14 protein-coding genes and 1 pseudogene are annotated in these 15,697 nt (G+C 71.5%); 10 read left to right on the top strand and 5 right to left on the bottom strand.

Annotated elements, in window-relative coordinates; translation table 11 throughout:
- The 4 genes from AB0C36_RS39830 to AB0C36_RS39815 form a co-directional block, all read right to left on the bottom strand.
- On the bottom strand, window positions 1-451 hold a 451-nt coding region (locus AB0C36_RS39830), incomplete at its 3' end, for a CoA transferase (protein ID WP_358363850.1).
- A gap of 91 nt (window positions 452-542) precedes the next feature.
- Window positions 543-1,175, bottom strand: coding sequence for a TetR/AcrR family transcriptional regulator (locus AB0C36_RS39825; protein WP_358363849.1), 633 nt, complete (start codon window positions 1,173-1,175; stop codon window positions 543-545).
- A 532-nt stretch (window positions 1,176-1,707) separates the two neighbouring features.
- Window positions 1,708-2,448 (bottom strand): TetR/AcrR family transcriptional regulator, encoded by a 741-nt coding sequence (locus AB0C36_RS39820; RefSeq protein WP_358363847.1) that lies wholly within the window; start codon window positions 2,446-2,448, stop codon window positions 1,708-1,710.
- A 424-nt stretch (window positions 2,449-2,872) separates the two neighbouring features.
- On the bottom strand, window positions 2,873-3,826 hold the full coding sequence (locus AB0C36_RS39815) for an alpha/beta hydrolase (RefSeq protein WP_358363845.1): 954 nt from the start codon (window positions 3,824-3,826) through the stop codon (window positions 2,873-2,875).
- Window positions 3,827-4,105: 279 nt separating this feature from the next.
- Here AB0C36_RS39815 and AB0C36_RS39810 point away from each other — a divergent pair, with 279 nt between their 5' ends.
- The 4 genes and pseudogenes from AB0C36_RS39810 (at window position 4,106) to AB0C36_RS39795 (ending at window position 9,159) form a co-directional block, all read left to right on the top strand.
- On the top strand, window positions 4,106-6,067 hold the full coding sequence (locus tag AB0C36_RS39810) for a flavin-containing monooxygenase (protein WP_358363843.1): 1,962 nt from the start codon (window positions 4,106-4,108) through the stop codon (window positions 6,065-6,067).
- A 168-nt stretch (window positions 6,068-6,235) separates the two neighbouring features.
- Window positions 6,236-7,321, top strand: a pseudogene (locus tag AB0C36_RS39805) (SpoIIE family protein phosphatase); the annotation flags it as partial.
- 208 nt (window positions 7,322-7,529) lie between these two features.
- Complete coding sequence (locus tag AB0C36_RS39800; RefSeq protein ID WP_358363842.1) at window positions 7,530-8,357, top strand: SCO6745 family protein; 828 nt, start codon at window positions 7,530-7,532, stop codon at window positions 8,355-8,357.
- Between the two features lie 367 nt (window positions 8,358-8,724).
- Window positions 8,725-9,159, top strand: a complete 435-nt coding sequence (locus tag AB0C36_RS39795) for a VOC family protein (protein WP_358363840.1) — start codon at window positions 8,725-8,727, stop codon at window positions 9,157-9,159.
- A gap of 112 nt (window positions 9,160-9,271) precedes the next feature.
- Here the strand turns inward: AB0C36_RS39795 and AB0C36_RS39790 are convergent, their stop codons facing one another.
- On the bottom strand, window positions 9,272-10,207 hold the full coding sequence (locus tag AB0C36_RS39790; protein WP_358363839.1) for an IclR family transcriptional regulator: 936 nt from the start codon (window positions 10,205-10,207) through the stop codon (window positions 9,272-9,274).
- A 135-nt stretch (window positions 10,208-10,342) separates the two neighbouring features.
- Here AB0C36_RS39790 and AB0C36_RS39785 point away from each other — a divergent pair, with 135 nt between their 5' ends.
- The 6 genes from AB0C36_RS39785 (at window position 10,343) to AB0C36_RS39760 (ending at window position 15,622) form a co-directional block, all read left to right on the top strand.
- Window positions 10,343-10,810, top strand: coding sequence for a nuclear transport factor 2 family protein (locus AB0C36_RS39785; protein ID WP_358363837.1), 468 nt, complete (start codon window positions 10,343-10,345; stop codon window positions 10,808-10,810).
- The gene (locus AB0C36_RS39780; protein ID WP_358363835.1) at window positions 10,807-11,265 is read left to right on the top strand and encodes a nuclear transport factor 2 family protein; all 459 of its coding nucleotides are present in this window, start codon (window positions 10,807-10,809) and stop codon (window positions 11,263-11,265) included. Before AB0C36_RS39785 ends, AB0C36_RS39780 begins: the two co-directional genes overlap by 4 nt.
- Window positions 11,266-11,369: 104 nt before the next feature.
- Window positions 11,370-12,254 (top strand): amidohydrolase family protein, encoded by an 885-nt coding sequence (locus AB0C36_RS39775; RefSeq protein WP_358363833.1) that lies wholly within the window; start codon window positions 11,370-11,372, stop codon window positions 12,252-12,254.
- Window positions 12,251-13,258, top strand: coding sequence for an LLM class flavin-dependent oxidoreductase (locus tag AB0C36_RS39770; RefSeq protein WP_358363832.1), 1,008 nt, complete (start codon window positions 12,251-12,253; stop codon window positions 13,256-13,258). Before AB0C36_RS39775 ends, AB0C36_RS39770 begins: the two co-directional genes overlap by 4 nt.
- Before the next feature lie 186 nt (window positions 13,259-13,444).
- Window positions 13,445-14,749 (top strand): PQQ-like beta-propeller repeat protein, encoded by a 1,305-nt coding sequence (locus tag AB0C36_RS39765; RefSeq protein ID WP_358363830.1) that lies wholly within the window; start codon window positions 13,445-13,447, stop codon window positions 14,747-14,749.
- A 243-nt stretch (window positions 14,750-14,992) separates the two neighbouring features.
- Window positions 14,993-15,622 carry a hypothetical protein gene (locus tag AB0C36_RS39760; protein ID WP_358363828.1) on the top strand — a complete coding sequence of 210 codons (630 nt, stop codon included), beginning with the start codon at window positions 14,993-14,995 and terminating at the stop codon, window positions 15,620-15,622.
- Window positions 15,623-15,697 lie beyond the last annotated feature (75 nt).

Here is a 15,697-nt window from a genome sequence, read left to right as displayed (position 1 = left end):
ACGGGGCTATCCAGGACGGCTCCGACGCCGTGATCACACCAGCCACATCAAGATCATGCCACCCGCGACCGGCACTTACGGGACAGGCCTTAGGGGGCAACGTTGGGACGGAGGTTGCCGAGCAGGCCAGGCACGACACCGCCGACCAGGCGGTGCGCGGCCTGGTTGACGAGCTCCGCGACACCGCACTCGAACAGCGGTGCCTCGACGTGCGGACCCGGTCGAGCCTGAGGGAAACGAGCTGCCGGGAACGGAAGTTCTCGATGACCACGTCCGCCGCACCCGCCAACGCGCGTACGGCTTCCAGGCCTTCGTCCGACCGCATGTCGAGCACCATGGCGCGCCGGTTCCGGTTGACCGCGAGGTAGTACGCGGCGTCGTCGCCGTGGAACGGTGGCCCCCACCTGACGTCCCGCTCGCGTCCGGCCTGCCGACCGGCAAGTACCGGCAAGTACCGGCAGGGCGCCGACTGTCCCGAGGGCTCGCGGCTCGCCCGTTCGCCCTGCGACGCTCATTGTTCGGCGGGGCGTTCTGTCGGCTGGTCAGAGTCGGTCGGCCTCAAGGGTGTTGCGCCACACGGCGGCCAGCGTGTCGAGCATCGCCGAGCGCTCGCGCGTCCAACGGCCAGCCATCCACGACGGCATGAACGTCTCCAGTTGCGTGATGAGCAAGTACGCGCGCCGCCGTCCCTCGGGCTTGGAGAAGTGCGCCCATCGCTCCGGCGGCTTCATGAGCAGGGCCACGAACTCTTTCACGTGTTCCTGGTGCTGGTGACGAAGCGTGTGCGGCAGTTGCTCGGCGAAGATCGCCAGCGCCTTCCGGTTCGCCTCGCCCCCGCTGACGTACGCGTCGAGCCACGCCCGAATGGTCGCGTGCGACCAGTCCGGCAGTTCGCCGAACGCGGCGAACTTCGCACCCGTGTCGGCCCAGATGCGGTCGGCCAACTCGGCGATGATGTCGGCCTTGCCGGTGAAGTGCAGATAGAACGTCGCCCGGGCGGCCCCGGCGGCGGCCACGATGTCGTCGACCGTGGTGGCCTCGTAGCCCTTGGTCTCGAACAGATCGCACGCCGCGGCGATCAGACGCCGACGCGTGTACAACTTCTGCTGGGCGCGCAGGTCCGGGCCGGACGGGCGGTCCTTGGACTCGGGTGATCGGCGGGTCGTGGCTGGCATAGCGCCAGGGTACTCGTCCGGACTGGGCACTCACCTCCGACGCATCCATTCACTGGTCGCCGTGTCTGCCCGGGATACGTGCGGACGGCGAACGGCCGACCACGGCCCCGCGGTGGGTGCCGGGCCCACCATCGTGGAACTCCGGCATGCCCACGACGCTGAGGTGTGGACCTCAGGGCACGCCTGGCAGGTCGTGACGAACATGTGGATCGAACCGACACCGGAGGGCGCCGCCGTGCACTACTACATGCTCGGCATGATCCGGACCGGCGCGAGGACAGCGGAGACGTCGACACGACGGGGCGCTTCGTGGACCGTGTGGCGCGTACGGACGCGTGCCGGCGCATCCGACGGCGCGAGTTCACGATGGACCGCCCGGCGATCCCGCCCGACCTGGCCTGACTCCACCCGACCCCGCCCCACCCGATGCCGCCTGGCCCGACCTGGCCCGACCTGGCCCGATCTGGCTCGACCCGGCCCGACCTCCCGGCCCAACTCACCGCATCCCGAGCCGAGCCGCCTCCCCGGCCGACTACGCCGGCGAGGCGTTGCTGAATATCGGGTTCACCGGCGCCTTGCGGCCCCGCTTGGTCGCGCGTCCGGCCCTTCGCGTCCGGGCGCTCAGCGACTCGACCGCGTCGATGGTCGCCTCGATGACCAGGTCGTCGAGGCGGCCGAAGGCGGCGGGCAGGGCGTCGAGAACCGGGGCCACGCGCGCTTGTTCCTCCGTGCTCGCCGCGTCGAGGGCGCGGCGCAGCTTGGGGATCATGTCGGGCACCGGGGTGCGCTTACTGGCGAGGGTGGCCTGCCCCACGATGGTCGTGCCGACGAGCGTGATCGCCAAGGCCAGGTCCTCGTCGCCCAGCGACAGCGGACTCAGCATCTCGGTCAGCATGATGAAGGACGGCAGCCAGGCGGGCTGGCGCGTGGACGCGATGTACGGCAGCAACTGCGGGTAGGGCCGCAGGTGTTCCATGCTCATCGTCATCCAGTTGCGCAGTTGCTCCTGCCACGTGGCGCCGGCGGGCCGGTCGAAGCCCATGCCCGACGCCACCCGGTCCGCGACCGCGAGCAGCAGGTCGTCGCGGTCCGGGAAATATCGGTACAGCGCCATCGGCGCCGAGTCCACCGCCTCGGACACCCGCTTGACGGTCAGCGGAGTCGCCGGGTCCTCGTACACCAGCGCCACCGCGGCGTCGACGATCTGGTCGCGGGACAGACGCGCCGGGCGGCCGCGGCCACGCGCGGAAGCCGCTCCTGGTACCTGAGTCATCACGTCCCTTTCGCCGCGCCCCGTCGGCGCCGACCGCATGTGACCCCAGGTTACGCATCCCGGCGACCGCATCGCCGTACGCCGCGAGGGTCAGTGGGAGGTCATCGGCGCGGCGGGGCGCAGGGCCGCCGCGGGCCGGCCGTGCAGCCGCCGTGCAGACATCGGCACCCGCACCCGCATCACCTCGGCATAGACGCCGCCGACGCCGCCACGGACGGGGAGAGCCCGGCCACGCGCGTCCGGCGTCCGGTACCCCGTCACGGGCGTCTCAATTTGCGCAACAGTTACACTTATAGATGATCCCCCGTCGGTGGGCCAGAGTCATCCGCTCGCCACGCCCGGCTGCCGACGCACGAAAGCGGTACGCCCGGACGGGAGATGCCCCGTCCGGGCGTACCGCGAGTGCGGCCGGAGTCGGCTCGCGTCAGCGCCGGGCCGGCTCGCCGACCGCCGCGCGCAGTGCGTCGCAGGCGTGGTCGAGTGCGTCCGACGAGGCGGGCACCTGCGTGTAGTAGGAGAGGAATCCGTGCACCGCGCCCTCGACCACGAGCACGTCGACGGTGCCGCCCGCCTTGGTGACCAACTCGGCGTAGGCGCGGGCGTCGTCGCGTCCCATGTCGTACTGCGCCGTGACGATCATCGCGGGCGGCAGACCCGTCAGGTCCTCCGCGTAGATCGGCGAGAGGTAGGGGTGGCGCAGGTCGGCGTCTCCGGCGTACGCGCGCCACATCGACTGCGAACTCGACCGGTTCAGCATGGGCGCGTCGGCGTTCTCGACCGCGGACGGCCGTTCCGAGAGGGCGTCCAGCCCGGGGTACGCGAGGAGTTGGAAGGCGAAGCGGGGTCCGCCGCGGTCGCGCGCCATCAGGCCGGCGACCGCGGCCAGGTTGGCGCCCGCGCTGTCGCCGGCGACCGCCACGCGCGCCGGGTCTCCGCCGATCTCGCCGGCGTGCGCGGCGACCCAGCACGCCGCCGCGTAGAAGTCCTCGGCCGCGGCGGGGAACACGTGCTCCGGGGCCAGCCGGTATTCGACCGACACCACCAGGAACCCGCTGCGGTTGGCGATCTCCCGGCACAGGCCCTCGTGCGTCTCGATGCCGCAGATGGACCAGCCGCCGCCGTGTGCGAAGACCAGGACGGGCAGGTCGTCGGCGTCGCGGGGCCGGTAGATCCGTACCGGGATGTCACCGGCGGGGCCGGGCACGGTCCGGTCGGCGACGGCGTGGATGTCGGGGCGGGGCTGGCGCGCCGAGGCCTCGGTGACCCGTCGGCGTATCGCGGCCACGGTCTCCGGCGAAACGACCGGCAGCGGCGGGATGACCGCCATGATCGCGGCCAGCTCGGGCACGAGCTCGAACTTCTGGGCGGATGGGTTCACCGCTGGACCTCCTGGCGAACAGGTCCGGCCCGCAGGCCGTCCCTGGTGGAACGAATTGGGCGAGACACACGGAGCCATGGACAAGGCGTCCACTCAAAAGCCAGATCATGCACCCAAGCGCGGCAATCTTCCAGTGCGTGCCGACGGTCGGCGCCAGGCGGTGCCGGCATCGCTGGACACCGACACATGCTGCATGCATCATTCACTCACTAGATAGAGCGTCCACCCAATAGGGCATCTGTCGCCACCGCTCACGCCGCCGTCGTACGGAGCACACGCATGAACGACTCGTCCCGGCGCAAAGCCGTCCACCCGCGCCCCACCCCCGCCGACCTCCCCCTCGCCGGCCCCGGGTCCGACCCCGCCTCGGTGCGGGCCCATCTCGCGCAGGCCGATCCGCGCACGCTCCTGATGTCGCTGACCCACCTGACCCGGAACCCGGAGTACCTGACGCGCTTCGCCGCGGTCTGCGATCCGGCGAACGTGGAATCCGGCGGCGCCCGGCCCGAGGCGGACGAACTGCGCGACCTGCTGACCGCGGTACTGACCGGCGAACACCCGGCCGCGGCCGACGCGGGACCGATGCCGACAGGGCTCTTCCAACAGATGGCGTCGACGTACGCCCATGAGCCGGTGGACGACGAGTTCATCCCGCTCCTGCTGGACCAGTGCGGGTTCGCGAACCTGCCCGGCACCCCGGAGGCCCCGGCCCCCGACCGCCCGCGTCCGCCGGAAGGCTTCCACGTCGTGGTGATCGGCGCCGGGCTCTCGGGCATCTGCGCGGGCGTCAAGCTGGGCGAAGCCGGCTACAGCTACCGGATCTACGACCGCAACAAGGACGTCGGCGGCACCTGGCTCACCAACATCTATCCCGGTGTGGGCGTCGACACGCCCAGCCACTTCTACTCGTACTCCTTCGAAATCATGCCGGACTGGCCGGAGTTCTACTCGAAGGGCAGCTACGTCCTGGATTACCTGCACCGCTGCGCCGACGGGCACGGAGTGCGCGACCACGTGACATTCGAGACCGAGGTCCTGTCCTGCGCCTACCACGAGGCGACGGGCCGGTGGCTGGTCACCACGCGCGGCCCCGACGGCGTCGAGTCGACCGAGTGGGCGGACGCGGTCGTCACCGCGATGGGCTTCTTCCAAGGCTCGGTACGCCCCGACATACCCGGCCTGGACGACTTCGCCGGCCCGGCCGTGCACACCGCCGACTGGGACCCGGACATCGACCTGTCCGGCAAGCGCGTCGCCATGATCGGCACCGGCGCCAGCGCGATGCAGGTCGGTCCGGCCGTCGTCGACGACGTCGCGGCCCTGACCGTCTTCCAGCGCACTCCGTCGTGGATCATGCCGCGCCGCAAGGACGACCTGACCGTGTCGGACGGCGCCCGCTGGGCGATGCGGCATGTCCCCTACTACGCCGAGTGGTTCCGCTTCATCACCTACTGGCTCGCGTCCGACAGCAACTTCGTGCGGGTGGTGGTGGATCCCGAGTGGACGATGCCCGACGTGTCGGTGTCCGCGGCCAGCGAGGCAATGCGTCAGTGGCTCCTGGCCTACGCCCGCGAGGAACTGGCGGACCGTCCGGACCTCTTCGACAAGGCCATCCCGGCGTACCCGCCCTTCGGCAAGCGCATTCTGCGCGACAGCAACTGGTACCGCATGCTGCGCCGCGAGCACGTCGACCTGGTGACCTCACCGATCGAACGCATCACCCCGGGCGGCCTGGTGACCGCGGACGGCACCGAGACGCCCGCCGATGTGCTGATCCTGGCGACCGGCTACCAGGTGCTGCCGATGCTCGACAAGATCCGGATCACCGGGCGCGGCGGCGCGGAACTCGCCGACGTCTGGGGCTTCGACGACCCGCGTGCCCACCTCGGCCTCACCGTCCCCGGCTTCCCGAACCTGTTCGTCCTCGGCGGCCCGAACAGTGCGCCCAACCACGGCGCCGGCGTCAACATCATCTCCGAGGCGCAGGTCCACTACGTACTCGGCTGCCTGAGCCTCCTGCACGAGCGCGGGGCCCGCGCCATCGAGCCGCGGCAGGACGTCCACGACGCCTACAACGAGGCCGTGGCACAGGCGTTGGAGCAGCGGGTGTGGAGCCACCCCAGCGTCCGCAGCTACTACCAGAACAGCAAGGGACGCGTCGTCGTCTCCAACCCCTGGCGACTCGTCGACTACTGGTCGATGATGCGCTCCCCCAACCCCGAGGACCACATCGTCAGTTGAGGCACCCGTTGGTGCGTCGCGCCGGATGGGCCCGGTCGCGGCACGCGCCACGGGGATATCGGTACGCCGCGTCAGCGGTCACGCGTGTGCGACGGTGCCCCTCGCACTGGGGGCGCCGCCGCACACGCGCGGCAAAGACGCCTGCCGGTAGCGCGCGCTAACAAGGCGATGCAGAGGCAGCGCGAGCAACCACCACCGTGGAAGCGATCCCGCCGCCCCTGCTCCCGCCGACGCGCCGGACGATACTGGGACGTACCAGAAGATTTTCCTTGGGGTCCTGGAAGCGGTCTCAGCGTGCACGAACACAACCGACTTGTGGCGGGGCTCGGGCTGCCGCCCGAATGGGCGGAGCACCTCGCCGCCGCCGTGTTCGCCCAGTCCTCGATCGGCCTGGTGGTTCTGGACGCCGACCTGCGCGTGATCTCCGCGAACGAGTCCGCCGAGTTGTTCCAGAAGGTGCCGGTCCACATCGGCGACCACGGGGACATTGTGCTGGCCGCCCTCGGTCTCGACGAAGCCCGGCCGCTGCTGCGCCGGGCGTTGACGGAGGATGCACCGATCGTCGGTCCGGAACCGCTCGTCGACTACGACCCGGTGTCGGGCCGCTGCCGCACGGCCTCCGCCGGACATCCGCCGCCTGCCCTCGTCGGACGCGACGGACGTGCGCGGTACGTCGACCTGGAGCCCGGCCCGCCGCTGGGCGTCGGTGGCATGCCCTTCGAGGTCACCGACATCACCCTGGCTCCGGGCAGCGTCCTGGTCCTGTACAGCGACGGCATGGTGGCGGAGCCGGACCACGATCTGGACCGGGGCATGCGCAAACTTCTGGACCGGGTGGAGCAATTCAACTGTGTGCACCAGGACTTGAACAAAGCCGGTCATGACCTGCTCGACGCGGCGGCGGCCGCGCCGCGCGACGACGACGCCACCTTGCTGCTGGCCCGCGTCCACCCGGTGGGCGACGAGGACAGCACCACATGGGAGTTGGCCGCCGACCCCGCCTGCGTCGGGCAGGCCCGCGACCTGACCACGCGCCAACTCACCGCCTGGGACCTGGACGAACTCGCCTTCACCACCGAACTCGTGGTCAGCGAACTGGTCACCAATGCGGTCCGCTACGGCGGAGGCGGTCCCATCACCCTGCGTCTGATCCGCGGGAACGTACTCGTCTGCGAAGTCTCCGACCCCGGCAACACACAGCCGCGCCTGCGGCGGGCGCGCAGCACCGACGAGGGCGGCCGCGGGCTGTTCCTGGTCGCCCAGTCGACCCGTCGGTGGGGCAGCAGATACGAGCAGTCCGGCAAGACCATCTGGGCCGAGCAACTCTTGCCGGGGGAGCTGCCGTCCGTACGCCGGCCGTCGCGCCTGCCGCACCCGGATGCCGTACCTGAAATTCAGGCCACGCGGAGATCGGGCGGCGCGTATCGCCCCACGGGGCGGGACCGCGGGCATGATGGAGGCCATGGCCCACACCGCCCGCCGCATGTTCGAGCTCCTGGAGCCGATCTGCCTGGTCACCTACCTCGCCGACGAGTGCAACGAGGAGCTCGCCGCACTCGGCCACCGCACCTACTGGGACGGCTACTTCGCCAGCCGCGCCGCCCCGCTGGGGCGGGTGCCGGCGCAGGTCGTGCACGCGGCGTTCTACAGCTTCGCCGACGGGGAGGCCGCGCGGCACATCCCGAGCGCGTGGGAGAAGATCCCGCCCGAGGCGTCCGTGGCCGCCCGGGAGCGGGGCAGCACGGCCTCCCTCCGGCGGATCCTCGGCGACGAACTGGCCGACTCCCCGGGCCTGGTACGCGCCGCCGACCTGACCACCAAGGCCGCGACGAGCGCACCCACGGAAGGCCGGGTGATGTACGCCGGGCTGCGCACTCTGCCGGTGCCGAGCGATCCGGTCGCCCGGCTGTGGCATTCCGCGAACATGTTGCGCGAGCACCGCGGCGACGGGCATGTGGCCGCCCTCGTCGGTGCACGCATCGGCGGTACGGAGGCCCACGTACTCTCCGCGCTGGCTCAGGGCATCCACCCGCCGGAGTCGTTCGGGCGCATCCACCACCTGCCGAAGAAGCGGCTGGCCGCGGTCATGGACGGCCTGCGCGGGCGCGGGCTCGTGGACGCCGACGGCCGGTTCACCGACGCCGGACGCGAGACCACGCAGCGCATCGAGGCCCTCACCGACGAACTCGCCGCCGCGCCTTACGACGCCCTCTCCTCCGCCAAGCTCGACGAGCTGGTCGCCGAGCTCGAACCCGTCACCGCGACGCTGGTGGCCGCTGGTTCGCAGTGACGAGGGGGTTCAGACCCACAGGGCTGTCCATTCCGTGGTGGGACTGATCGAGTAGGCGGCGATCAGCGCGCGGATGAACTCCTTGTCGTGCAGCGGCTCCTACCCGAGGAGGGACCGGTGGCGCAATCCCTCGACGTCCCGCTCGTCGGGCCGACCGACCGGGTCGCCACGATGGAAGACCGACTCGTTCTGCACCACCACGCAGCCCCACCGCCCGTCCCGGACCATGGCGCTTGCCGGTCATCTCGGCCACGTTCGCGTGCGGCGGCCGGCCGCCGCGGGAAGCCGCGACCCTGCCCGGCCCGGCCGAGTCCTACCCGGCCCTGCCCTGGCCGGCCCGGCGACCAGTGCGCGCTACCGTGGACCGATGGTGTCGATCAGGAAGATTCAGGTCACTTTCGACTGCGCGGAGCCGGAGCGCGTCGCTCGCTTCTGGTGCGAGGTGCTGGGATACGTCGTACCGCCCCCGCCCGAGGGGTTTGCCAGTTGGGACGACTACGAGCGCTCGCTGCCGCCCGAACGCCGGGGCGCCGCGTTCGCTTGTGCCGATCCCTCGGGGGTGGGCCCGCGACTGTTCTTCCAGCGCGTTCCCGAAGGCAAGGTCGTCAAGAACCGGGTGCATCTCGACGTACGGGTCGGCACCGGGCTCGTCGGGGAAGAGCGCCTCGCCGCCCTCGAAGCCGAGTGCGCACGACTTGTCGCGCTCGGTGCGGTCCGCGAACGGCTGCTCATCGCCGACGAGTTCAACGAGTCGTGCATCGGGATGCGGGACATCGAGGGGAACGAGTTCTGCCTCGACTGAGGGGGGCGCACCGCACGCCGTCGGCAACAGCTGTCGCGCGGGCTTCGGAGAGCCGGGTTGCGGCGGGCCCGGCCTCGACGGCTCGACGAAGTGCGCGGCGGTCGGTTCCGGGTCAGCGCCGGGTGGCGGCGGGGAAGTCCGGCGGGGTCGTTCCGCGCAGTTCGCGCGTGACGGCGTGGGAGGCCGTCAGCAGCCGTTCGCCGATGACCCGGATGGTGGGCGGGTCGAGGTCGCGCCACACGTGCACGCTGATGTTGAGTGCGGCGGTGCCGTCCCCGGCGAACGCGGGGGCCGACATGACGCTGATGGGGTACGGCTGTCCGTCCCGCAGGTCGTCGTCGAGGTACTCGATGCCGCCGATCTCGTGGAGCAGTTCGGTGACGGCCGGGCGTTGGCGTGGGGACAGCGAGTCGAGTTCGGCCAGGACCTCGCCCAGGCGCCGGGACGCCGCGGTCATGCTCTCGACGGTGTAGCCGCGGCGGCGGACGGCGGCCAGGACGTCGTGGAAGCGGCGGAGGCCGGCGTCGTCGGTGCGGGGGGCGCGGCCGAGCCAGCGCTCGATGTCGGCGGCGGTCCCCCACGCGACGAGGCCGGGGCCGTACGGGGGCGCGAACGGGTAGCGCTGGCCGACGCGTACCGTGTCGCCGCCGCTCGGGGTCGCGGGGCTGCGGCTGCCGACGACGATGTGGTCGCCGCTGGGGTAGCTGATGGTGGCGGTCAGGCCGAGGTCCTTGGCGAGGACGGCGAGTTCGCCGTCCGCGGCGCGTGCGGCGGGGACGCCGGATTCGGCGGCGCGGCCGAGGGCGATGAGCGCGGGGCCGGGGGTGAAGGTCTTCTCCGCCGGATCGCGGAGCACCCAGCCGGAGCGGACCAGCGCGGCCAGGACCGCGTGGCAGGTCGCGCGGTTGAAGCCGAGGTGGCGGACGAGTTCGGCGACGGTGGCCGGTTCGGCGGGCCGGGAGGCGAGGAACTCGACGACGGCGACCACCCGGTCGGTTGGCGGGGACGGCATCGCGGACCACGCGTCACGGCTCTCGGCGGCGGTCACGGGTCGACTTCCTCCTTCGCTTTCGGCCGCCGGCGCCATCCCAGGTCGGCGCGGTCTGCCTGTTGATCTCGTTGGTGAGCAGGGCTACCGTACCCGCTCGACAGTACGTGTTGAATATTTGTCATTGGAGGCTTCGTGGCTTCACCCGGCTCCGAACCGCTGCCGGTGGTCGAACGGCTCGCGGCGATCGAGGACATCAAGCAGCTCAAGGCCCGCTACTTCCGACTCATGGACACCAAAGACTGGGCCGCCATGCGGGAGGTGTTCACCGACGACGCGCGGATGGACATCGACGGGTTCGCCAACGAGGGCGGCGACGCGATCATCGCGTTCATGTCCGAGGTGCTGGCCCCGCTGCGCACGGTGCACCACGGCCACATGCCGGAGATCACCTTCACCTCCGCCGCCGCGGCGACTGGGGTGTGGGCGATGTTCGACTACGTCGAGTTCCCGTCCGCGGGCGCCCCGCAGGGCTTCCACGGGTACGGGCACTACCACGACGAATACCGGATCGAACGCGGCGCGTGGCGCATCGCCTCGACCCGGGTGGCGCGCCTTCGCATCGACCCGTTGGCCGGCGGACTCCCCCAGGGGGCGGCATGACCACGCACGAGTCCGCCGCGCACAAGACGGCCGCGGCCGACCGATTCGCGGTGACCGACCTGGCCAACGCGTACGCCGACGCTCTGGACCGCCGCGACTGGGCGGCGCTCGACGACGTGTTCACCGAGGACGTGGCCGCCGACTACAACGGCCAGCACGTCATCAACGGGCGGCGGACCGTGGTCGGCATGATCCGCGGCTATCTGGACGCCTGCGGCCCGACACAGCACCTGCTCGGCAACCACCGCGTCACCGTCGACGGCGACCGGGCCGAACTGACCGTCAAGATGCGCGTGCACCACATCGGCGCGGGCAGGCACGCGGCGCTGACGTACGAGTGCTTCGGTTGGTACCACGCCAACGCGGTGCGCACCGCCCACGGCTGGCGGCTGGCCACGTGGCGGCAGGAGGTCACCGCCGAACTCGGCACACGTGACCTGTTCGTCGTGGACTGACATCCCACCGAGCCTGTTGTCCCCAGGAGTTCGGCGGGGGCGTCACGGGCTCCCCCAAGCCGCCGCGAGAGCGCGCCGTTCCGCGCGTGCGAGAGGACCGCGACATGACCGATTTCCACGTTCTCGACTGCCACCACCACGTGGCCGATGTGTCCGGCCCGTCAGGGCTGGCGGGGCCGTCCGTCCCCTCCGAAGCCTCCGGACGGTCAGGCGCGTCCGGCGCCGACTCCGGCGATGACAGGGGTATCGCCGACGACCGGAACACCCGCCTGGCCACGATGGACCGCAACGGGGTCGGCCAGGCCGTGGTGATCCCCGGGCACAGCTACCTGCGCCCGAACGGGCTGACCGACACCCGCCGCGTCAACGACGCCATCGCGGCGTACCGCGACGCGGTCCCCGACCGGTTCCCGGCCGCGATCGGCGTCACCGAACCGCTGTACGGGCCCGCCGGACTCGCCGAGATCGACCGCTGCGCCGACGAACTCGGCCTGCGCGGCATCAGCATCCACGCCCGCTTCCACGGCGTCGCCGTCGGCTCGCCGCTCGTCCGCGCCATCATCGAACGCTGCGGCGAGCGCGGCCTCGTCCCCTTCGTCCACGCCATCGGCGAATCGGCGAACGAAGCGCTGTGGCAAGTCCAGGAACTCGGAAGGGACTTCCCCGACCTCACCATGGTGGTCCTCGACGCGTTCTCCTCCTTCGAGCAGTGCCAACAAGCGCTCTCGGTCGGCGAGTTGGCCCCCAACCTCGTCTTCGACACCTCGCTGGCCTACACCTTCGACCTCGTCGAGCCGTTCGTACGCCGCCACGGTGCGTCCCGCCTCGTTTTCGGCACCGACCTGTACTCCCCTCCCCTGGGCTACCGGCGCACCCACGTACTCGGCCAGATCCTTGACTCGGAACTGCCCGACGACGACAAGCGGCAGATCCTCGCCGACAACACGCGCCGCATCCTCGGCCTGGCGAACGGAGGTGCCACCTCGTGAAGTTCGCCACCGGCACCACCGTCAAGAACTTCGACGACTACGCCGCCTGGCTCGACGTCGCCGCCGACTGCGGGTACGCCATGCTCACCACCGGCGACTCGCAGTCCCTGTGGGCCGACCCGTACGTCTCGCTCGCCTTCGCGGCACAGCGCACCACCACCCAGCGCCTCGGCATCACCGTCTCCAACCCCAAGACCCGCCACCCTGCCGTCGCCGCGTCCGCCGCCTCCGCGCTCCAGCACATCAGCGGCGGCCGGTTCGTCCTCGGCATCGCCTCCGGCGACTCCGCACTGCGCAACATCGGCGTACGACCCGGCACCGTCGACGAGACCGAGACGTACGTCCGCACGGTGCGCGCCCTCACCCGCGGTGGCCACGCCACCTGGCAGGGCACCGACCTCGTGCAACGCTGGGCACCGTCCCGGACCCCGGTGTGGATGGCCGCCGAGGGCCCCCGCACCCTGCGCGCCGCCGGACGCAGCGCGGACGGCGTCATCCTGTCCAACTCCCTGACCCGCGAGGCGTATACGCGCAATCTGGCGCACATCGCCGAGGGCGCGGCCGAAGCCGGACGTACCCTGGCCGACCTCGAGATCTGGTGCATGGCCAACGTCGTCCCCGCCGCCACCGAGGCCGAGGGCATCGCCCAGGTCCGCTCCGTCCTGGCCGGCACCGCGAACCACGTCTTCCGCTTCACCACGGAAGGCAAGGGCCTGCCGCCCGCACTGGTGCCCAAGGTCGAGGAGCTCAAGCGGCGTTACGACTCCACCCACCACGCGTCACCCGAGACCGCGGCGCACAACGCGGCCCTCGTCGACGAACTCGGCCTGACCGCCTGGCTCGCGGGCCACTCCACCGTCGCCGGTCCGATCGAGTACTGCGCGGACCGGCTCGCCGAGATCGAGGAGGCGGGCATCCACAACCTCGTCGTCGCGCAGTTCGTCCCCGACCCGATCGCCTTCATGCGCACCTTCGCCGACAAGGTCGTCAGCCGCCTGGCCTGAGCTGCGTGGTCGCCGACTGCCGGGCCGGAATCAGGGGTGGGCCTGAGGCGGCGGCACGCCGTGGCGGCATACGATCCGGCTCGGCGCGCGTCGGGCCCGCGTCGGCCGTCGGGCGCCAACTGTGCCGTCGCGGGCCGGAAGCACCGTCCAGGGCACAGGCGTTCGTCGAGCCATCGGGGGCGGATCATGCAGGGCACACCACACGCGGGCGGCCGACCGACGAGGCTCAGCAGGCGCGGCTTCCTCGGTCTGGCCGGGTTCGCCGGCGCATCGGCGCTCGGCGTGTCCGGTTGCGGATGGCCGAACCGGGACACCGGCCGCCCGGAGCTGCCGACGAGTGAGGTCCGGGAGCCGGTCTGGGTGCGCGAGACCGGCACCGTCGACGCTCTGGTGGCAGGGCCCCCGGGCACGTTGCTCGCACTGGAGTTCCTTCCGTCGCAGCGCCTCGTCCAGTTGGACGCGGCCACCGGCGCCGAGCTCTGGGTGCGTCCGGTCGGGCGGCCGTACAGGGTGTGGTGGGACCGCGCCGACGGCGTCCTCATCCCCGAGGACACCGGCGGCCGGCGGGAATGGCTCTGCCTCGACGCGGCCACGGGTCGCGAGCGGTGGCGTGCGCCAGGCGCCGGATACCGGTTCGAGATGCTGCTCGTCGCCGACGGCATGCTGCTGATGCAGTCCCGCGGCGCGACCGCCGCGGATCAGAGCGGCACGCTCCTCGCCCTGGACGCGGCCACCGGTCGGGAACGGTGGCGCGTCGTGCTGCCGCGAAGTCCCGGCCGGGCAACCGCGGGTGGCGGATTCTTCGTGACGTACGGGCTGGGCGCCGACCTCACCGTGATCGACCAGGCGACCGGCGTCGTCCGATGGACCGCCGTGACCGCGGGCCTCACGAGCCCCAGGGTGCGCGACGGGGTCGTGTTCGGTGCGACGTACGAAACCGGTTTCATCGCACGGGAGTTGGCGACCGGCGTACCGCGGTGGGAGTTCCCGGCCGAAGACCCGCAGCATGTGTCGGTCGCCGGCGACCTCGTGTACGCCGAGGCCGGAGACCTGGTCGTGGCGCTCGACCGGGCGTCCGGGCGACGGTTGTGGCGGATCAAGGCCGGCATCCCCGGCCACAAATGGCCGAGCCAGGCGATACACGTCGTCGACAGCGGGACGCTGTTCACTTCGGTGGGGCGCTACGACCTGCAAGGCGACGAAGCGGAGGGCGAATCGTACGGCGGTCTGGCCGCGTACGACGCCGCGACCGGGCACCGCCGCTGGTGGTACGACGCCGGCGGCATGAGCACCGACACGGTCCTTCCGACGGCAGGTGTCGTCTGCATGCACGACGGGCGCCGAGGCCTGCACGCGATCGACGTCGCCACGGGCCGGCGACTGTGGTGGTACGACACCGGAAGCGAACTGGCCGAGCCACTGGTCGTCTCCGCGGACCTGGTCGCCGGAATCGCCATCGGCCGCAGCCGGCTGTTCGCCCTGCGGCCTTGACGGGGGTGAGCCTTCCCACCGGAGCCTCCCGGGGCCTGCCGGGCCCTCCCGGGGCCTGCCGGGCCCTCCCGGTGCCTACCGGGCCCTCCCGGTGCCTCCCAATGGAGAAGCCTCACCCGGCTCGGCTCGTGCAGTCGGGTGACTTTCACGAGTGTCGGCGCCGTCGTGCCCGGCTGCGGACCGACTCCAGCCAATAGTCGATATATCCGACTAACGGACGGTCGGCACAAACTGGAGCCGCACGTGAACACCACCCACCCGAGCCGAGCCCTCCGCGGGCTCGCCATCTCCGCGTCGGTCGCGACCGCCGGTGCATCGTTGATCCTGGCAGCGCCGTCGGCATACGGCGCACCGGGTGACAACGGTGACGTCAAGGTCCACGCGACGACCACGCCGTTCGACGACCAGCGCAACGAACCCAAGGTCTGCCGCTTCTACCTCGCGGCCTTCAACTTCGACACGGTCCAGCAGGTGACCTGGTCGATCGACCCGCAGCCGGCGGCGAAGGGCACCGGGCACCTCGACGGGGCACTCGTCCTGGCGGACGGCACCGGGCACACCGGCCCGCTGTCCCTGCCCAACGGGATGTACAAGCTGACCTGGAACTTCGAGGGCGAGAGCGGGAAGGCGAAGCAGAAGGTCTTCAAGGTCTCGTGCGTCGACGTCCCGCCGGGCTCCGGGGCCCCGACCGTCAAGGACGTGTTCGGCAACGTGGTTCCCGCAGGCGGCGCGGACACCGGCGTCGGCTCCGCGGCCGACTCGATCGACCCGCTCAAGGCCGGTGCGGGCATCGCCCTGGCGGGCGGCGCCGGGCTGTTCCTCGGCTACCGGCTGCTGCGCCGCGGCCGCCGCGGGCGCCCGAGCGGCGGCTGACCCAGGTACTCCGGCGGTGACACCTCCGCCCGCCGTGCGCCGTACCGGGAGGCCGTCCGACCATCGGGCGGCCTC

Origin of the sequence: Streptodolium elevatio, from assembly GCF_040649515.1 — a bacterium.
GTDB classification, from domain to species: Bacteria; Actinomycetota; Actinomycetes; order Streptomycetales; family Streptomycetaceae; genus Yinghuangia; species Yinghuangia elevatio.
The sequence above is the reverse complement of the archived record's forward strand: the minus strand, read 5'-3'. Positions and strand labels throughout refer to the sequence as shown.